The organism is Pedobacter gandavensis (assembly GCF_032677645.1).
Taxonomy (GTDB): Bacteria; Bacteroidota; Bacteroidia; order Sphingobacteriales; family Sphingobacteriaceae; genus Pedobacter; species Pedobacter gandavensis_A.
The window spans coordinates 137,034-157,423 of sequence record NZ_JAVTSB010000016.1; the positions used below are offsets into that span (position 1 = coordinate 137,034).

Genomic DNA, 20,390 nt, shown 5'->3' on the forward strand with positions numbered 1-20,390 from the left:
CAAATAATCGATGATAATTACTGCATAGTTACGCTAAGTAATGACAAGTATGTATCTTATTGTTAATAAGTTATGTGAATTTATTTTGTCCATATTTTTGGAAATATCACTTTGTTTTTCTGACTTTTGTAGCGCATTTGTAGCTTTTTTCTCCTAAAAATCAGGTTTAAAAATCATCTGGTAAATTATGGCGACTAACGACATCTAATGACACTTAAAATGGCGAGATAACAACAGGTGTTTTTGGGTAGAATTCGGTCAAAAAGAGACAGTGTTTTAGACTTAAAGCAACAAAAGGATGAGTTCGAACATTAAGGTAAAAAGGATTTGTGAATTCTGTGGAGATTCTTTCATGGCCAAGATTACGGTGACTAGATTTTGCAGCCATATATGTAACAACAGATAAGGAAAACGAAAGCCAGAGAATCGAAAATCGAGGCTTCTGAAAAGCAAGTTGTGGAGACTATAACCGCGACCAATGCGAGTACAGTAGTCGCCGAATTTTTAACGGTTAAGAAGGTTGCCAGATTATTGAATACTTCTGTCAGAAGTATTTACAATATCATTCAAAGTGGTAGAATAAAAGTCATTAGTGGGTATTTCGCCAAAAGAGGTGTCTTGTCCTGCTATAGCTTGTCATTGAAGCAAAGCAAAAATGAAAGCAAAAGCAGGACAAGACATAGATCCGAAAGAGAGCTTACATACAGGATTGTTTGATTTCAATTCCTGTTCCGAATTGGCTGGATCCAGGAACATATTTGCTCGCTGGCTTTTGCGCCGTGATACTTGTCGCGAGGTGCTGATCAAGATAGGTGTTAAATTCTATGTTAAACAAGTAGAGGGTACCTTTTGGATACCCTCTCTTTTTTACCTAAGGAAGCAGCAAAATAATGCGGATTTTATCCAGGCCATTTATTTCCTGTCTTCCTTCTTTATCTTTGTCGCTATTGCGAATTATATATAACTTCGTCAGAATTAATACAAAGATAGATATTAATGTGAAAAAGCCAACTAACTAAATTTAAATTATTTTATACCTGTGCATTTAATCCACCACAAATCGCCGACCTTGACTATACCACAGAAGTTTTTTATAGAAAGGTCTATAGAGATACTTTATCGCGGAACAATTGATTCATATCGGGTTCGTGCCAGGAACCCTAAATCCATTCTAGAAGAGCTTAAAAATACCATATCAGCTTTCGAAAGGAAGCAACTTAAACATTTCATTTCTATTACTGCAACAGCACAGAGTAAATTCGCATTACGAGATGAAGCTTTAGATTTTATCACACTGCAGCCAAACTACCTCAAATTCGTTACGTTTAGCGCTGAGTTTTTTCAGGTTCAGCTCAAGCAGTTGACAGAAAACAATTTTAAGCAGGTGAAGAATTGTGTGGAGATTATTTTGAACGAAAATGTTTCATATCTGACTGAGGTTCTTAACGGACTTAAAGTTCTATTAGGACAAAATCCACCGCCTGGCAACGATCTCTTTGAGCTGTTAAAAAACCTTGACACTACCCTAACCATTCTTTTTACAGAATTATTAGAAGTTGGTTTTTCTAAAGGTTTTTTATACAGATATTTATTTGCCGCGTTTGTCAATAATTTTACGGCAGCCGGAGATTTTGATGTCGAATTTGACTTGTTTAGAGACCGGGTAACTGTAGTACCAGGAACTTATCAAATAGTTTTTAAATTAGATACGACTCCAGAGGTGATTCAGGGAATTCAGGCGATTGGAAACGGTGTTCAATTGCTCAATGATCTGGCACAGTTTAATCATCTGGTAGGTAACGCAGAATTTGATAGATTTTCTACGCCACATGCTAACCGTCGGTTTATTTTATGCGATATTGTTGCCCAGGACTATCTGGGTGCGTTGAAAATTGCAAAGGGTCTACTGGCAGAGAATCTCGATGTTTTAAATCTGGGTTTTTCAGACCAAACAATAAACGTACATAGCAGGGTATTGGTTATTGATGCAGGAAATATAAATGATGCTCAGTTTCAGGTAACGACTAATTTTCTTGATGGGAAGTATAAGGTTGCAAGGGAACATTACGAACAGTTCATTGTGAAGCTTCCAGCTTTGAATGCAAATACTTTTATATTCCCGGAAACAAAAGAGAAGATAAAGTCGGCAATAAGGTATTTGCGGCTTGGGAATGAATCTACAGAGGTTGAGCATAAATTTATCAATTATTGGATTGGACTTGAATATCTATTCTCAAACTATGAGAGCAGCGATACCATCAATAGAATTAAAGGTTATTTTGTTGCATGCCATTCCCTAAGCTATGTTAAACGAAATGCGTTTGATTTCCATAAAAATGTTTCAAAACTACCTCCTTTGGAATTGGCCTTAATTACCCAATATGATGAGGACCCGCTCGTATGCCTTGTGAACCCAAATTTCTATATCCAAATCAGTTCTATTTTATTGCAAGAAAGGCCGTTGATTGCTTATAGGGCAAGTCAGTTAGGTTCAGTACTAGCTCCAGTAACTGGAAATCATTTGATAAAAAAGTATGTAGAAAAACATCAAAAAAATTCCTTGATCCACTTTACGAGAATATATAGACTAAGGAATGAGATTGTTCATGATGCTGCTACAAATACAAATAACGAAAGTATTGCAGCGAACCTTCGATATTATTTAACATTTATATTAAATGGAGTGATTGATTTTTTAAGTGTTGTAGATAGTCGTCACAAAGGGATAGAAGATTATTTTACACTTAATGAGATTTATTTGGCCAATTTGAGCCATAATGGCTGGGGATTAATGGACTCGCTTTGCGTCACCACCCCGATTGATTTTATTCACTGATAATTAACTACAGCAACAACAAGCTATTGTCCGGTTGTATAGGTTTACGCTTTAAGTCTTGCAAATTCGCAATTCGTCCATTAACTTTGTTGCCGAGAGCGTTAATTTAGAACGGGGGGTGGTCGCTAGATCACTCCCCGTTTGATTTTTAAAAACTACCATCTTTGGTTTGGCGATTCCAGCAGCAGAACTGACAATAGGAAGAAGAAGAACATAAGCCTATTCCCCAAGATTCGGCAGAGGTTTTAATGGTTAAGAAGGAATGTGACTAATTATTTTTGTTCCTCAGCCAGATTGTGTTGATCTTAGTGCAACTTTATATAAACCGCATCTCAATATGCTATTGACAACTATTTTCGCTGGTCTTGCCAGCTTTTTACCTGAGGCACTTGCCGGATATTTTCTTGGGAAGGGGATGGATAAATTTTTGGATTCGGGTGCATCTTTAAAAGACGAATTACAGGATGTTATACAGGAAACCATTACTGAGTATGCTGAGGCAGACACCCATAATTATGGAAGGAAACTCCCATTTTACCATTCTTTAGGTATTTTGGAAGGTTTGCTTAAATACCGTGTGATGTCTCCCGGTGATTATGATACAGGTCTGTTGTTGCAGGCAATGGAAAATGAACCTGATATTTTGCTGCCTACAGCTACTGAACTGGATACCTTTTATTCCCTTTTTATGAATAAGATTGCCCAGTCTGACACTTTGCGTAAGCTGGAGATCAAGGAGGGGTATAGTCAGGAGGTTTATAATGTTTCCCAGATGATGAGGGAAATTTCAGTGCGTATTGATAACCTAGCTCAATTGTATACCGGTGATCTGGAGGTACAATGGAAGGATCGGGTAGATACTTATGTAAAAACTTTGCAGGACTTTAAACCTGCCACGGCCTTAAAACTATTGGAGAGCCTGGAGCGGAGTTTGCAAACCAGTTCTAAAAGACCTGAACAACCATTCATGGCGTTTCTGGAGTTTCAGAAAGGACAATGCCTTGGCTTCCTGGGACGTGTGGACGAGGTGTATAAAGCAAAACTTAAAGCTTATGCAATGCAGGCCGGTAATATCCTGTATGCCCAATCTGCCGCTATTTGCCTGTACAGGATGAAAGAGAGGGCTGAACTTGATAAAGTTATTTTGGAGATTTTTGCATTGGATACCTATAACCCGATCGGTTGGGCTTTAAAGATACTTAGCACTTCAGTTCAGGATTTTAGCAGGGTTTTGGATGCGGTTCCTGTATTCGTTCGAAAAGATATTGCTTTTCGTCGTGTCTTGCATAATGAAGCCGATCCCGAGCAAAAAACGGCCATTGAGGACGAAGATTTATTACCAAGCTGTCTTGAGTACCAGGAAAAGGAAGTAACTATAGACGGCTATAACGAAGCGATATTCTGGATTAATTCTGCTGTTAAAGCAATTTTCCATGTTTATTTTGTCAATTACTACGAAAATAATCAAAACCATCGTGAGGAAATGATGGCTTTAAATCTTATGCTTTCCCGCTTTTTAGCAAAGGTAAGAGGGTCTGAGGTGGTTGGTAATTTCGAGCGGCTGGAATTCCTGCTCATTTTTACACAGTATAGTTTATACGGAGAACAACAAAAGGCGGAAGAATTAGAGTCCTTTTATCAGTGTATGTCGGATAAACAGGATATTTTTGCGGTTCAGACTGCAAATTCGCTGCAATTGAGTGGCTTAGATGAAAAGGCTATAAATGTGTTGGAGAATAGGTCTGAATTGAGTCCGGAGGGCTTATTGTTGCTGCAATTTGTTTATCAGAAGGTGGATAATATGCCTGGTTATTGCCAGGCATCTAAGCGTTTTGCTAATTCCATACCATATTTTGAGACCAAGTATTTGATATTGTATCTCAATTTGATGGTCGAACTCAGCTTGCAAGGGCAGAGTGGAAACTTCGTTAAAGAGGACTTTGTAGCCAATAAAACATTTAGCAGCGAAGAAGAGGAAAAATTGGTTCATGCAGTAGCCGATCTTATTTTTCATGATATTGACGAGGAAGGAACTACTTATCTGGAACAATTGGCATTAACTTCTGAAGATGTCATTTTGGTAGACCTGCTGGGGTCAGCATTTTTCGCAGCTGAAGCTTATGAGGCTGCGCTGAATATTCTGGCTAGGAACCTCGATGGAAAAGGTGCAGGAAGGACATTGTATCAATACATCCTGGCGCACAATAAAACGGGAAAAGACTACAAGGAGTTGCTGTCATTATTGGAAAACTGGAGACTTAATTTACCATTTATTCCTCAGTTTTGTAGGATGGAAATGCAGTTGCGGCAAGAATTGGTCGACTGGAAGACTGTTGCAGAGATTGGTAAGTACTATCTGAGTGAAATACCCAATGACTCGGCGATACTCGCATCATACGTACATGCACTGCATCTGATTAATGACGCAGAGTCCATCTCTGAACTATCAGAAATTCCTAAGCGCGCCAGACAAACGGATTTCCACAGGCCTGAGGAGTTGATCTCGGTGTGTCAAATATTGGCGTTACACGGTATGGAACAAGATGCCTTTGAGCTGCTTTACCCGCACGCATCAGATCCTAATGCGATAAAAGCTCGCGGGGCATATACGAATCTGGTTTTACTTAGAAATGATGTGCTTCCCTTTTTTGTAGAATATGAGACGGTTGAAATGGGACATTTTGTGAAGTATGAACGGGAGGGTACCACTCATTATGTTGAACTGAATGATCAGTCTCTTTCACACCCTGTGTATAGCCTGTTTTTGGGGAAAGCCAAAGATGATGTAATCTCGGTTCCCAGAAAGCTGGTTAATATCGTGGATGATTTCAAAATCAAACGTATCATGAATAGGTATTTGGCACTGTTTGATGAAATCCTTAACCAATCCAAAGACGACCCACACGCTGGTCTTCACTTTACTACTTTAGATTTTAATGATCACGGGCCTGATGGATTCCTGGAAATGATGCAGTCTATGTTTGGCAATCGGCACCAAATCTCTGAACAGACTAAAGACAGTCAGTTTGATGCCTATTACCAGGGAAACTTATCGTTATCTGAATTGGTATCTATGGTATACGATGGAAACTATATATCTGGATATTATGGACTGATTCAATACCATAGCGGTATCAATACCATCAATGAAAATTCATTTAACGGGCATGAATTAGCAGTCGATCATCAGGTCGTGATCGATTATAGCAGTTTACTGATGTTTTATCAGATCTCTCTATTTCACGGTTATGATTTTAAGCAGAAATTTGTCTTGTCCCGTTACATTGCTGAAAGGGTAAAATTTGAGCTAAGTACTGTTCAGTACCAGTCTGACCGTTTCGGCGCAGCTGGGCCGGATTTAGGACGTAATCCGATCAGTGATATTTCTTTTGAATTCCTTAAAGATAAACAAACGTATTTACAAGGCCTGGTCAGCTGGATTTCTGAACATTGTCAGGTGGAGTTGTCTGATAATACAATTGAATTTATCAGGAAGGCTGGAATAAAAATAGGTGAAAATGAAGTGCTTGACGCCGCGATGAGCACCTATTTGCTTGTAGCTGATGATGATAAGCGCGTTTTAGTTACTGATGACACTTTCTCACTCCGCATGAATCTTTTGCTCTTTGGTCGTCTGGTGAGCATGGAATATTATCTTATATTGATGCATCATTCAGAGACCGCAGTTTTGGATGAGTTGGTAAGGAACAGGTATATCCGTTATTCACCCACTGCTAAACAACTTGACGAAGAATATATAAAGCATCTTGCAGGAAAGTATTCCAATTATGCGGGTATTCTAAAGGGACTTTCCTTAATAAATAGCAGAAACAATTTAGATTTCGCTGTTCAGCATTTGAAAGATATCGCATTAAAGCCACTGATCACTGTAGAACAAGCAATCAGTGCCTTTTCCTCAGTATTTGTAGGTATGCTAAAGGATTGTACACCCGCTGTAATCGATCTGGTTGGCAAAAAGGTCTATCTTGATTTTGCTTTGTTAGGCCACAGGCAGGATGATATTGCGCTCGCTTTCGAAGATGCACGTCAGATTATATTTGCGATCCGGAGTTCATCTGTTTAACTGGCTGATCTGACTTTTTGGCTAATTCTTTGCAATAGGATAAATCGACACATTCGTGAGAAAATTCCGTTGGGAGAAGCAATAGCGTTTTTTTGTAAATCATTTTAGATCATGGCCGAATGGGTAATTTTTTTAGGTGAAAATGCGATAAAGTATGCTGTAGATTTTAACTAAAATTTGGAATCCAAATTTGCTTGTTTTTGGATTTCAATATTGGAGAAAGTTTTCTTAAGAATGTTTGTTCTGCGTCTGCCAAGAGCAACTTGACAATTATAACAATACTAAATAGTCAAAAAGCAAATTTTCAGGTTCGATATTCTGACATTAAAGCTATTTGAACAAGCTCAATCCGTTACTATTTTATAGCGTTATTATATAAAACCTTTACTTCTTAAGTCCTGAATTATCGGCTCTAAGATCATGCAGAACCTTTCTAAATGTTCAAAGTAATCCGTACATTCGGTACAGCGCGAGATTTCGCTAAAATCAGTTAAGGGTTTCTCGGTTTCGAGGAGCCCTTTTTGTTTAGCAATCAGTATGTTAGGTCGGAGACCGGGATGGACTTTAGGTGTTCGAAATCGTCCTTCAAGATAGGTGAGATTACCTTCGAACACCGTCCTTAAAAGCTTCTGCCACACCACCGGTGTAGACATTAAATAGATATCTTTTAATGAAGTCATCTTTGGAAGAATTGCCTGAAGTTTATTCCATTTAAAGTCCAGATCATTTCTCCTGATCTTATTCAGATCGTTTTCTAACAAAGCTTTTTGCTGTAGCAACTTATCCCTCCATTTCTTATACGTAGCACTGTCGATAACACTTTCAATAAGTCGTTCTTCTAAATTATCAAGTTTGGCATCAACTTCCTTTACCTGACCTAATCGGCTTGCAGCTATTTTACCAGCTTCTTTAGTGGCTTCTTTTAATAAAGTATGACATTCTTTATGAATATAAGCAAGCTGTTCAGCACTAAAACTCAGAATGTCCAGAAGGTTTTCCATTTTATCATGCAACTCCGCACCTTTTAAATTCAACCTGCGGTGTTCTAAACACCAATAATATACGTACTCATTCTTTCTATTCTTAGAGATCGCTGCTGTCATATGGCTGCCACACCAGCATTTTAAAGTACCCCTTAAAGGAAAATTTTCTTTGGGCTGCACCTTCGCAGGACGTTTATTGCCAAGTATTTCCTGGATCAGCCAGTACTCATTTTCCGATATAATCGGCTCATGAAGTGATTTAGTGAAAATTAAACAAATTCTGGTTTTCAGGGTAATTCTCCATAAACCGGCTAGGCAGCCACGTTAATCACTGAATAGAAATTTTACTTTAAATTGCAATGGTGCAGAACCCCGGTTAATCAGATCTCTATAACTCATAAATTCGTTATGAAAAAAACTGTAACCAACATTCTATTTGTAGCCTTTGCTATAATTATCACCGCAGTCCTGATCGGCATGTTTTATGTCTCTTATGAAGCAGGCTTGCTTATCTTGCTCATCCCTGTACTATTGTATTTTGTGGTATACCCGCTGTTTAAGCAATATTTAGATAAAAAATCAATTAAAAATTCAGACGAACCTAACACCTAACTATATAACCGCTGGCCTGTAACCCTGCATACTGTTAATCTCAACCTGCAAGCGGTTATCAATATCTGCTCTGCTTATTATAATTATTAATTCCTCTCAGATCGAACGGGGGCAAATGCTAGTATTTTCAGCAAATAAAATTAGTTTGTGGAAAAGTTGCCAACCAACAACAAATGTTAGGGGAATATGACACTTGGGTGTAACCACTATTATCCTTTTCACCTTTGTAAGTACGTGGCCTTAATCACTATATTTACTGCTTCTAAAATAACGTTATGAAAGTTCTTGAATTAGTCACTAAATCTGGGCAACAAGTTCGTCCTAATAAACTTACTGTTCTTGTTGGCGCCAACAATTCTGGGAAATCTCAGACACTCAGAGATATTCGTGGGCGGCTCGTGAAGGGCAATCTTTACCAGCCCGTAGTCTTCCAGGATATCATATTCGAGTTCCCTCCCACATTTGAAGAATTCACAAAAAATTGTGTTATAGAACCGAGTACGGAAAATCTGTCACACAGGATGATTTCAGGACTGAATCCGGATCTTCTAAGCGAACATTATACTAACTTTGATCCAGTACACATCCAAAGACTTTATAATGACCCCTCGAATCACAACACTAATTTTACAGGCACATTTACTCAGTTTAATGTTGCCTATCTGGATTCTGAAACACGATTGAAACTTGGCGCTACTACTGGAGCATATAATCCCCATCATGAGAGGATCAAGAATGTCTTCCAGGGGATTGTTCATGACAAAGCAACTGAAAAAGAACTACAGAAGATTTTTAAGTTAGCCTTTGGGATGGAAATTGTTTTTGATGCCAGCGGATATACTACATGGTGCTTCCGAGTGGCAAAGAAGATGCCTGCCATACCAGGTGACACCAGAGATGCCGGAGCTGTTACTTCTTCGATCCCTAAACTCGATGATCAGGGAGATGGCTTTAAAAGTTTTGTAGGGATCGTAATGGCACTATTACGAACGAAGGATAGGGTTATACTACTGGATGAGCCAGAGGCGTTTTTACATCCTACACAGGCAAGGTATCTTGGAAAATGGATAGCGGATAACCTGGATTTGTTTTCCAGCCAGATTATCATCTCTACGCACAATGCAAGTTTCCTCTCCGGTTTACTGGCGGGCGGAAAACCAGTTGATGTCTATCGCCTGAACCGTGTTGATGATGATACAAGTTTCAATTTAATCCCTGCTGCGGTAACAGCCCAACTCGCTAAACACCCTCTACTTTCTAGCCAGCGCGTGATGGAAACGCTTTTTTACCGTGGAGTAGTAGTATGTGAAGCTGATGCTGATCGTTCAGTTTACCAAGGTGTGGCGACCATAAATTTGCAAAATCAAGATATTCTGTTCGTGCATGCCCACAACAAACAAACCTTAAATGATGTTGCATCCTTATTAATGCGGGCTAAAGTGCCCGTTGTGACCATAGCTGATATCGATCTGTTAAATACCGCGGCTGATTTAAAGAAGCTGGTGGAAACATTATCCGGACAGCCTATAGATGCACAACTCACCCAATGGCGTGATAAAGTAGCCGCTTCCGTAAATTCTGTGACTGATGATGTTCTTCTTGCTAAACTCCACAAAGAGATAAAAGAGTTTGAGGAACAGCTGATAAACAGCGAACATACTCTTGCAGGAGCCAAAGGTGCATTAAGCCGTATAAAGGACTCATTCAGTACATGGGGGGACATAAAAAGACAGGGTGTAATGGGTTTTGATACATCAGTCAGGAGTGATGCGGAGGAAATTATCAAAAAATGTAAATCCTTTGGTTTATTCATTGTGCCTGTTGGTGAATTGGAAGGCTGGATTACCACGCTGGGTGTTTCCAAAAAAAATAAATGGATTGTGCCTGCCCTGGAAGAAATACATAAAGGCAATGCACCATCCACACTTGTGGATTTTGTAGCAGAGATTTGCGATTACCTGGAAGCCAAAAAAATTATTTGATGTATATAGCGGCAGTTACCAATTTTCTTGATAGGACCAATTTTTACATTAATGTCACAAACATACACGACCAAGATTTAAAAGCCGACTTTCAACGTATGAAAAACTTCTGTGGTATAACAGTGAACGTAGCGCGAGAACCTTTTCTAATCAATGTAGCCAAATTGGTTACAGATGACATGGCCATTTTCCGAGAATTGCCCTCAGATATATTTGAACATAAGTAAATAACTAAAAAGTATGGAGTTCTATAAAATACTTGCGATTGTCTCTCCCTTTATCTCCGCGCTCTTGACAGGGTTCATCACGTACAATCTTACAATGAAGCAGAAGCGATTTGATCTATTATATCAGAGTAAAATACCTGCTTTTAAAGATTTAAGTGTTGCACTGATCAACTATAAAAATTATTGCCTTGGCAAGGCTTCACTTTTTGAGGCAATGAATTTTCTCCTTATTCAGCTGAAGAAGGAAGTACCTTATATCACCGAACAGAGATTACCCAATCCTCGGGGCAAAATGTGATATATTTCTCTGTGAAAGTCAGATGTATGATAGATGAATTACTAGACAACATGTCAATCCATTGTAACCTGGAACTATATGAAGCCGCTGGAAGAGATATGCAAGAGTTCGGGAGTTTAAGTGAATCTTACTATAAAAAAGCTGATGAAGCAGAAAGATGCATAACTGAATTATATAATGAACTGAATTTGAAACCTTAGGTAGGTTACGCAAAGCGAGTTAATCCCCAATATATTTATGACAATTCACCCACGTCCATATTCACGCATTAGAGAAAAAAAATACCTTGGGACTGTGATAATGCAGCTTCGTGATTTAGAATTCAAGGGTATTGCTGTAAAACCTGGTACGATGGCAGTATCATATGGAATGTGCTTTTTCGATGAATTAATAATAAAGAACACAGAAGATATCAATTTTGAAGAAGTATCCATAAGCTTTCATAATTGCTATATTCGGCAATTAACAATTGAAGATATTCATTCCACGAATATATCTGTGCATTTTCACGCCTGTATGTTATCCGGTACAATTAGTGCCGGAGAATTAATATCCGTCAGTCTTAATAATTGCCTGCTTGAGTACAGTATCTTCTTACTAAACCTTCAAAAGGTCGAATTATCCTATACCACCGAGAATATTTTCCTGCGATCGTGGCGGGAAATGTTCAAACTTCGAAAAATTAATAGCTTGGAAGCTTATTTGAAGGAATTCCAAAGATATCACATTGAAAACATTATTAATCTTCATGTTAGGTCGAGCAGAAAAGACGATGATAAACCCGGAGTTTATCTTATGTCGTATAATACGCTACCTGAATATAAGATCGGATATAAGCTAAAACAGGCCGAAGAAGAGGCTCTGAAGGTTGCCTTGCATATTGACTTTACAGCAGCCCAAGCTGACAAGACTACAAAAATAGAGAACCTGAGCTTACATTCGTTATCCCTAAGTGGAAACCCAGGAGGTAAAGTTACTATTGAAAAAATTAATGTAGGAAACTGGTATCTATCTGAATTTTCACCGAAAGAGGAAGTGAGTTTTTACAACATTGATCCTAGATCACCTCACGACGAAGAAACCAAAATGGGTATTCATCGCTGTAATCTTGACAAAGTGTGGTTTGATAATGTGTATTTCGGAGATTTTGACAGATTGTCTTTCTACAGATCCAAATTCTCCAATGCTGTATTCACATCGTGTAGCTTCCCTAATGACTATGAAACCTATGAGAAGTTTTTGCCAATTGAAAATATTCATTACCCTGGCAAACGTACCATCAATCACCACAAAGATCAGTATGAAATATTTCTACAATTGAAGAAAGCGTTAGAAGCAACTGGCAATATTTATGAGGGATTAAAGCTACAGACCATTTCACAAACCGCGTTGAGCAAAATCAGTTCCGTTAAAGGAGGCGATAAGTTCATTCTTTCTACTAATCATCTTTCAAATAATCATGGACTATCGATTAGCAAGCCATTTTTTTGGTTCATCGGAGTCACTGTAGTATTTTACTTATTCTACCTTTTGACCGCAGGGTTACTATTTAAGTCAACAGACATCGATCCAGATTTGATTGGTTATTATTTTTCGTTTATAGATATAACTCATAGAACTGACTTTTTAAAGGATAAGAATGCTGATTTAAATGCCTTATCACTGACACTTGACTATTTCAACAAAGTAATTGTCAGTTACCTAATTTTTCAATTCGTAGCTGCTTTTAGGAAATATGGGAAAAAATAGCTTTTCATTCCTAGCATTAAATAATAAATAACTAAAGCTAATATATTTACCCAACAACAAAACGTATGCTGGAAACGTCAATTACTTTGCTAGGTCTTGTTATCGCCTGGCTTACCTATAAGAAAACATTTCTTGACAAACCCAATTAAGAAATTGAACACTTCACTTTACAATTTAGGGCAACACAAAGTACATCACTGAAGGTGCGAGAAGGTTTGATCAAGCTTTCCAGGGATCATGGTGCCGGATCTGTGGTAATGTTTGCGGGAATGTCTATTGATAATTATATCGCTCTAATGACGGAAACATTTGAAAAAAATCTATCCGATAAATTGTTCGAGAAAGTCATTTCATCGAAACCATCCAAAGCTATCTTAAAGTCTATGACTTCCAGTTTGGAAAGACAGCACGCGGAACTAATTACAATGGAGACAATGATCTACGCAAGCTTGAAAACAATGAACCCCTAGCTTAGCAAAACTAGCATTCCAAAACAAATGTTATAAAAGTTTGATTATAATGCATTTATATCATTAATCAAGATTAATAAATCCATAAGGTGTTCGAAGAAACTCTCGTTCCCGGTACTTAATCATAAAAGCTAAGGCCTTCGATTGGGCTTTCTTAACGTTTAACTATATTGCCAAAACAAAAGCAACCGGAAAACTATGAGCATTTTATGTGGGAGATTCTTGCTTCATCAAGCAATTATATAAGTAATTTCTCCACATCACAGGTGAGCTAACTACCGATGTTATTTTTGTTACTATTTTGTAAATTATTTTTTTCAAAAATCTAAGTATTAACGTATTATAATTACTGTATCGTCGAGATTCCATGATTTAGACCTGATTTTTCTGAAAAAATAGGTGCAGATTATGGTGCTTTATTGCCCTTATTGACATCTAAATCAGCTTAATGACTATTAAATATACTCAATACGAGTGAAATGATAACCTATTTTTTTTGTGGGTAAAACAAAAGTTAACAGCAAATATTCGATGGTAAATACTGCATAATTATGATAGATAATGACAATTAAATAGTTCAACGTTATTGAGTTTGTTTTGTCAATATTCTTCGTTTTATCCCTTTGCTTTTCTGATATTTTGTAACGCATTTGTAGCTTGTGTACTTTATTTTTTACCCTATGGGATGGACATTCCGGAACCTTGCTTTGTGTTTTTTAGGAGAAATTGGGAATGAAGTACTAATAGGGCATCTTTTCAATAATTCTCAATTCGCGAATTGAGAATTATTGAAAAGCATTTGCAGGATGAAACAAATAATGCTACGCTACTAATTAATTGTAACTAGGTCATTAATCAATTTATAAAGTATCAACTATGCATGTGAACTATTGCATTTTTTTAGCAAGGTCGTAGTTTGCCCACTTTTCATCTTTAATGATTTCGTAGTTAAAGGAGAATATTTTTGATGTTTGCTGAAAGTTTTTCATGGCTTTATCTGCAGCCTCCTTATTGTTAATTGCGATGAAACAGTTTCTATTCCCTTTGTATGTGTTTCTGAAAACATAGTAATTTTTAATGTTTTGGGCTTTAAGCATGCCTTCAATTGCGTGGTCTAGGTTGTCCATACTGTTTAATTCGGCATCGGTTGGTAGTTTATGCTCATCAACTAAATCATAATTGCAGTTTACTTTTATGAAATAGCAAAATTCTTTTTTATGTGAGAATTTATCAAATGCGTTGTTCATAACCAATAGATAGAGGTATCCATCCTTAACAAAATCTCTTGCTGAAAAATCTTCAGGAACAAAATAGCTGTCCGTTTCAATCGCTTTGGCTGGATCAACATTCCCAACATCATAGCCATCGTAGGATTGCAGGTTGTACCGGCTTGCAAGGTCGTAGAGGTCCTTATTTAATGCATACAAAGAGGTACTGTTGTGTTTTTCCTTCCGCTCAACATGTAACCAGTAAATGCTATCATCACTTTGATAGATTTCGACAAATTGAAATTTCTTCTTTTTTAATTCCTCTGCTGCTGCTTCTAAAGGCTTCCTGGTTTCATTTGTAAAAAAATACCCGTATAGCATAGTGGTGTCTGTATTTACACCTTTTTCTTTCATATTGGTATAAAAGTCCTCAACTTGTTTGAGTGGTATCTCTGTGTAGACCCTATTGTTGCAGGAAAAGATTGTAAAAACAGGGAACAATGCAAGAAGAGAAATCCGGAAAAATAAATTCATATTAGCGCTAAGTGTTTTTGTTATTCGAATATATCAATAAATGAAAGGTGATGGAATTAAACATGATGAATAACGCTTAATTTATCGCATTGTCATACAACTTTTCACCAGGTTTTAAATGTAGGGATATCAGGCTGTCAATAGCTGTATTACTATGTCCTGATCCATCTGCAGGACATTCATAAAATGCCCAATCAAATGCATATTTAAGTTTAGAACCAAACTTAATTGTTAAACTGTTACTGCTATTATGAGTTACGCTTATAGGGAATCCAGACATTGAAGCCATATCCATATAAATTATATCCTTATTGATTACATGGTATTCTTTATCAAACAATCCGGTTCTGCTGAAATCTATGGGTTTTATTCCAGTCGGCTTATCTATAATGATCAAATAAGGATGGTTGCTTTGTTGTAAGTTAATACCAACCGTTCTATCTAAATATAGATGTGAAACAAAAAGCAATACTAATAACCCAGGCTCAATTGCTGAAATCCAGAACAATTTTATCTTGCTGAAATTCACTAGTCCATAATCAACCAATAATTATATGCGATAAGTTTGAGCTACGACTCCTTTCGGGAAAACCTTTACCTCCGCCAACTTCAGGTAAAACGGTACTTCCATACCGGTGAAGATTGACAATCCTGAACCTAATACGACGGGATGAATGGCCAGATGATATTCATCGATGAGACCTGTTGCTATGAGACTCTGCATAAATCCCGCGCCACCAAGTGCTATAATCGGCTTCCCGGACTCGGCTTTAAGTTCCCTGATCCCTTCAGCAAGATCGTCATCGAAAACTCGCGCCTCGGCCCAGGAAGCCGCAGAGTACGACTGGTGCGCAGTTGTCCTCTGCACAGAATCGATGCCCTTAAATCCTTTTTTTGTAAAGAGGGCCTTGGGAATGTTGTTCATCGGTTCGGCAAATGGCCCGGTCGCAGTCGGCCAGTAAGGGGCCATTGTCTCAAACGACTTCCTGCCCATGATAATTAGCCCAGACTCCTTGATTTTCTCAACACTCCATGCCAATGACTCCTCGTCCCCAGTCTTGAAGACCCAATCTTTCTTGCCATTGGAGTCGGATACGAAACCGTCGAGTGAGACCGACATCTTCATGATTAACTTTCGCATAATAAATTGATTTGTTTCTCAAATGTACCCAGCACTTTTCGAAGCTAAGAGGGGTAAAAACGTCAATCTGAGGGGGCGATTACGTTTTAAACTAATTTGCCAACCATATCTTGTAATATTGGCAATCATCTATATAAATATTGAACATTTTTTGGATAACGGTCCCGATTGTTTCATCCGACGCAATGGGTTGCTTGAAAGATTTAACGATTTCGTTATTCATGAGCTACGTAATTATTCTGTTTGAGATATAAAAGTAGTTAAAGCATAGAAGATATTTATCACTCTTAGATTTTGGAGTTTCGGTTTTTAATGAATTATGATTTCTACATTGGGTAAAAACTTTTGGTATATCTTTACGTTTGATTAATCGCTTAATTTATGGCTGCGACATTTACGCTTGGAAGGTACGAGCCTTCTCAACAGATACTAAATATTTTGGATGTCACTTTAGGAATGAGGAATGATTTCCAATGTGCAGATTGCGGGAAGCCAATTGTCTGTGTATTAGATGTACCGATACGGACCAGACATTTCAGGCATAAAAAAGATCTTTCAAAATGTAAACCGGGTCTTGAGACATTATTGCATAAAACAGCGAAAGAGATCCTCTCCAGAAATGAGCTGATTTCTTTGCCTGGTAGGGATGATTTTGCTTATGCCGGTAAGCCAGAAGTCAGCTTTAGTAAATATAGACCTGATGTTACTTTGTATGGGAAAGAAAAGAATCTACTTGTTGAAATCGAAGTGTCTCATCTCATGACGTATGAGAAACATTTGGAATACCAGCAGCTAGGGGCGGATTGCCTTGTAATAGATCTGACCGATTATCCAAAGGTTTTTCATGTAGCGGATCTGGAACGGGAGTTAATTGAAGAAAACAGTCGCAAAACTTATTATGGTTGTTTAAATTCTCATTTCAAATCTTTGGGAGATTACAAGAATATAAGAACAGAAAAAGAAGATAACGGTTTAGCGAAGGTTATTACCGGTGCAGTAATCGCAGTTATAGGTTATGTGCTTTGTAGGAGATTTGGAAAAGATCTTTTCTTCAAAAAACGCAAACACAGATATTAGCTAAATTGTTGTAATTGAGTGATTGTTTGTTGTTTTGAAAGTAATTAAATATCTTTGAGTTCTTCGAAGAATCCACGCAACTAAAAAAAATACTCCTTGTTTTTTACAGGCATACCTATGTCTTGTTGTGTAGTACCTCCAATACGATTGCAAACTCTGTTTGCAATCGTATTGGAGGTACTTAAAAAAACCACCGAGGTCTCCTTTTCTTTAGAAAAGGAGACTGGCGCCAATTTCAGATGTTAAAAAATAAGCTTGATAATACTGTAAGGATATTTCACAAATATTTAATAAATTTGTGAAAAAATACAGCTAAATATTTATATGAAATCAGTTGATTATCATGTGTTTAATAAGATAACAAAGAACAAACGCGGAAAGTTGTTTTTTCCAAACGATTTTATCGGCTTAGGCAGTGATGAATCTATTAGGAAAAGTCTTTCCAAGCTTGAAAAGGAGAATGTGCTCGAACGTTTAGCCCAAGGTATATACCTTTATCCAAAGCAACATCCCGTTTACGGAAGCTTATATCCTTCTACAGAAGAGATTGCAGAGCAGATCGCAAGGCGTGATCATGCACATATTATTCCCACCGGATCGGCTGCGCTACACAAACTAAGGTTAACCACGCAAATCCCAATGAACATGGTATATCTTACTGATGGAGCCCCCAGAAAAATCAAGGTGGGTAAACAAAAAATAACCTTTAAGGCCGCTGTTGCCAAGAAGTTTGCAACAAAAGGAAAAATTAGTACACTTGTTATTCAAGCTCTGCAGGAATTGGGGCAAAAGGGTGTCGATGATAAGATAAAGAAGCAACTAGAGGCTATCCTGACTACTGAAGATCCAAAATTGATTAAACACGATGCAAAACTCGCACCTGCATGGATTGCAAAAGTATTGAACGAACTAACTGAATTAAAAAATGATTAACTGGCTTAAATTAACCGCGGAAGAAAGAAATGATATTTTAGGATTAATAAGTAGACGTACAGGATTACCTGCGTATGCTATAGAAAAAGACTGGTGGGTAACGTTAGTTCTATACGCCATCTTTCGGAGTGAATGGAAAGATAACATTGTATTTAAAGGAGGAACATCACTCAGTAAATCTTGGGGGTTAATTGAACGATTCTCTGAAGATATTGATTTGGTAATAGACCGTTCAGTATTAGGTTTTGGTGAAGAATTGAGTAGAACCAAAGTAAAGGAACTGCGAAAAGTATCCTGTGCATTTACATCTGGACCATTCAGGGATGGGCTTGAAAATGAAATATTAGCTATTGGTGTACCAAAAGAAATGTTTGAGCTTAAGGTAGCTAATACAACTGAGTCAGATAGAGACCCACAAGTATTGGAGCTTTACTACATATCATCACTAGAAAAGGGAACTTACCTTAAAGAAGCTGTACTTATTGAAATTGGAGCACGATCTTTAAGAGAACCGTCAGAACAAAGAGTAGTTAATTCAATTATTAGTGAAACACTAGGTGATACGAATACCTCTGGCGCACCATTTAGCATATTAACAGTAACTCCTGTCCGGACTTTTCTGGAAAAGATCTTTTTGTTGCACGAAGAATTCAGTAAATCAGCTGAAAAGATACGGACAGATCGTATGTCCCGGCATCTTTATGACATTGACCGTATCATGGATACCGAATACGGCGAACAAGCTATTCAGGATACTGATTTATATGATTCTATAGTTGATCACCGCTCAAAATTCAACATTATTCGCGGGATAGATTATAGTAATCATGGAATGGAAAAGATTAACTTCATTCCCCCAACGGAAGTGATGAATGAATGGGAAGTTGATTATAAAGCCATGCAAATAGATATGATTTATGGTGAATCAAAACCTTTTAAAGAAATTATCGAGAGATTAACATTGTTACAGGAACGCTTCCGTAAAGTTAAAATTTAGAAATTGTTACGGATTCATGAACCTTAGAAAAGCAAGTGTCACAATTCACGACGAGATAATTGAGCTCTATAAGAATAAAACAATTGAAGCTCTAAAAGCCATTAAATTTAAATGGGCATATGGAAAGGATGTCGATAAAATTTTAGATCATACTCAAAATCCAGTTGCTAATTTGTACACTATATTCACAGTGAGTACGAGAGAACTAATATTAAATGCAGTGTTTAATGAAGTGACTTGTGAAAGTTTATTTACAGATAATCTCGTAAACAACGCCAGAATTGCCAAAACGTTGTCTCGTTGGGAGAAAGGGCTGTATGTCGATCCTCCCACTGTATTTTTAAGTCAACATCATAAAAATAAAATAGAGTTTTCTGATGGGAGGCACAGAGCTAAAATTACTTATTTATTAGACCATAAGGAAATACCTATTGCAGTGGCCAACTGTGATATCCCACAAATCAGCAATATTATAAATCTTAAAAAGACATGAGTTGTCTTTCTTCCTGGAATTAAGTGATTAAGATGGTCGGAGTTAACGTCATGTTCAGGGCAAGAGTCTTTATCTTAAATGCTGTTGTATTCGGTGTATTAGTTGTGTCACAGTCAAGAATCGAATCGAGAGCTTCATTCGGTCGGAGCAAAGGAAAGACCGCTTATTTTGTGTTTGTCAATAAGCCCGGATTCATGTGAATAATGTGCTTGGTAAAAACAGAAATCTGTTCTGCCGGCCTGTCTGCATTTTTGTTCTATAATTCGGATGATACGGATTTTGTCAGCTACTGATGTATTCATTCCGAAAATTATACCTTCCAGTGAATGGAAATCATATTTAAGCTTTCGCGCATTCGGGGCAGTGTAATCCGTAAAACTACCATGTATGATTAACCGGTATTCTTCTTCGTAGGCCCACTCTTTTAATTTTACTGTCGCTCCCTTAAAAAAGTTGGCCCAATATTGATCATGCCATCCTGTTTCAGTTCCGTTTAAATGCGAACCGCATGGACTGAAATTTCCTTTTGCATCTTTATACCACAAAGCATTTAAAAGGATTCTATTGGTTCGACCCAGCGATCTGAAAAAATCAATTTCCACATGCCTGTTGTGATATTCGACCTCCCGAAAGAAATGAGACCGCATACCTATGGTGGGGCCATTGGAATAACCGTATTCTGTTTCAAGTTCAATCACCGTCCTGTTATCCTTGTAATCGGTAAATAGCAGTGCACAGAAAATGGCAAATAAGAGTACACAGTTTT

General features: G+C 37.6%; 16 protein-coding genes. 11 read left to right on the forward strand and 5 right to left on the reverse strand.

The annotated features are described in order from the left end of the window. The first annotated feature begins 456 nt into the window (after nucleotides 1–456). From R2Q66_RS23935 to R2Q66_RS23250, 4 genes are all read left to right on the forward strand, one after another. Nucleotides 457–717, forward strand: coding sequence for a helix-turn-helix domain-containing protein (locus tag R2Q66_RS23935; RefSeq protein ID WP_410479446.1), 261 nt, complete (start codon nucleotides 457–459; stop codon nucleotides 715–717). Then, nucleotides 656–964, forward strand: a complete 309-nt coding sequence (locus tag R2Q66_RS23240; RefSeq protein ID WP_316753731.1) for a hypothetical protein — start codon at nucleotides 656–658, stop codon at nucleotides 962–964. The genes R2Q66_RS23935 and R2Q66_RS23240 overlap by 62 nt, the downstream gene beginning before the upstream one ends. Nucleotides 965–1,069: 105 nt before the next feature. Continuing rightward, nucleotides 1,070–2,836: a hypothetical protein gene (locus tag R2Q66_RS23245; protein WP_316753733.1), complete on the forward strand. Its 1,767-nt coding sequence runs from the start codon at nucleotides 1,070–1,072 to the stop codon at nucleotides 2,834–2,836. A gap of 337 nt (nucleotides 2,837–3,173) precedes the next feature. Beyond that, nucleotides 3,174–6,920 (forward strand): hypothetical protein, encoded by a 3,747-nt coding sequence (locus R2Q66_RS23250; protein ID WP_316753735.1) that lies wholly within the window; start codon nucleotides 3,174–3,176, stop codon nucleotides 6,918–6,920. A gap of 371 nt (nucleotides 6,921–7,291) precedes the next feature. On the opposite strand, the gene R2Q66_RS23255 is transcribed toward R2Q66_RS23250, so the two are convergent. Further along, nucleotides 7,292–8,083 carry a zinc ribbon domain-containing protein gene (locus R2Q66_RS23255; protein ID WP_316753737.1) on the reverse strand — a complete coding sequence of 264 codons (792 nt, stop codon included), beginning with the start codon at nucleotides 8,081–8,083 and terminating at the stop codon, nucleotides 7,292–7,294. Between the two features lie 228 nt (nucleotides 8,084–8,311). On the opposite strand from R2Q66_RS23255, the gene R2Q66_RS23260 reads away from it, so the two are divergent. From R2Q66_RS23260 to R2Q66_RS23270, 3 genes are all read left to right on the forward strand, one after another. After that, nucleotides 8,312–8,515 carry a hypothetical protein gene (locus R2Q66_RS23260; protein ID WP_316753739.1) on the forward strand — a complete coding sequence of 68 codons (204 nt, stop codon included), beginning with the start codon at nucleotides 8,312–8,314 and terminating at the stop codon, nucleotides 8,513–8,515. 275 nt (nucleotides 8,516–8,790) lie between these two features. Further along, the gene (locus R2Q66_RS23265; RefSeq protein ID WP_316753741.1) at nucleotides 8,791–10,497 is read left to right on the forward strand and encodes an ATP-dependent nuclease; all 1,707 of its coding nucleotides are present in this window, start codon (nucleotides 8,791–8,793) and stop codon (nucleotides 10,495–10,497) included. 762 nt (nucleotides 10,498–11,259) lie between these two features. Continuing rightward, a complete protein-coding gene (locus tag R2Q66_RS23270) occupies nucleotides 11,260–12,771 on the forward strand; it encodes a hypothetical protein (protein ID WP_316753742.1) in 1,512 nt (503 codons plus the stop codon). A gap of 1,357 nt (nucleotides 12,772–14,128) precedes the next feature. Here the strand turns inward: R2Q66_RS23270 and R2Q66_RS23275 are convergent. The 3 genes from R2Q66_RS23275 to R2Q66_RS23285 all read right to left on the reverse strand — a co-directional run bounded on the left by R2Q66_RS23275 (nucleotide 14,129) and on the right by R2Q66_RS23285 (nucleotide 16,124). Further along, nucleotides 14,129–14,983, reverse strand: coding sequence for a ribonuclease E inhibitor RraB (locus R2Q66_RS23275; protein WP_316753744.1), 855 nt, complete (start codon nucleotides 14,981–14,983; stop codon nucleotides 14,129–14,131). Between the two features lie 76 nt (nucleotides 14,984–15,059). Further along, complete coding sequence (locus R2Q66_RS23280) at nucleotides 15,060–15,512, reverse strand: hypothetical protein (protein ID WP_316753747.1); 453 nt, start codon at nucleotides 15,510–15,512, stop codon at nucleotides 15,060–15,062. Between the two features lie 21 nt (nucleotides 15,513–15,533). Next, a complete protein-coding gene (locus R2Q66_RS23285) occupies nucleotides 15,534–16,124 on the reverse strand; it encodes a dihydrofolate reductase family protein (protein ID WP_316753749.1) in 591 nt (196 codons plus the stop codon). 381 nt (nucleotides 16,125–16,505) lie between these two features. Here R2Q66_RS23285 and R2Q66_RS23290 point away from each other — a divergent pair, with 381 nt between their 5' ends. The 4 genes from R2Q66_RS23290 to R2Q66_RS23305 all read left to right on the forward strand — a co-directional run bounded on the left by R2Q66_RS23290 (nucleotide 16,506) and on the right by R2Q66_RS23305 (nucleotide 19,624). Next, on the forward strand, nucleotides 16,506–17,201 hold the full coding sequence (locus R2Q66_RS23290) for a hypothetical protein (protein ID WP_316753751.1): 696 nt from the start codon (nucleotides 16,506–16,508) through the stop codon (nucleotides 17,199–17,201). Between the two features lie 324 nt (nucleotides 17,202–17,525). Continuing rightward, nucleotides 17,526–18,134, forward strand: coding sequence for a DUF6088 family protein (locus R2Q66_RS23295; RefSeq protein ID WP_316753753.1), 609 nt, complete (start codon nucleotides 17,526–17,528; stop codon nucleotides 18,132–18,134). Further along, complete coding sequence (locus tag R2Q66_RS23300) at nucleotides 18,127–19,131, forward strand: nucleotidyl transferase AbiEii/AbiGii toxin family protein (protein WP_316753756.1); 1,005 nt, start codon at nucleotides 18,127–18,129, stop codon at nucleotides 19,129–19,131. The genes R2Q66_RS23295 and R2Q66_RS23300 overlap by 8 nt, the downstream gene beginning before the upstream one ends. Before the next feature lie 16 nt (nucleotides 19,132–19,147). Further along, nucleotides 19,148–19,624, forward strand: a complete 477-nt coding sequence (locus R2Q66_RS23305) for a hypothetical protein (protein ID WP_316753758.1) — start codon at nucleotides 19,148–19,150, stop codon at nucleotides 19,622–19,624. Nucleotides 19,625–19,758: 134 nt separating this feature from the next. Here the strand turns inward: R2Q66_RS23305 and R2Q66_RS23310 are convergent. Then, on the reverse strand, nucleotides 19,759–20,390 hold a 632-nt coding region (locus tag R2Q66_RS23310), incomplete at its 5' end, for a hypothetical protein (protein WP_316753760.1).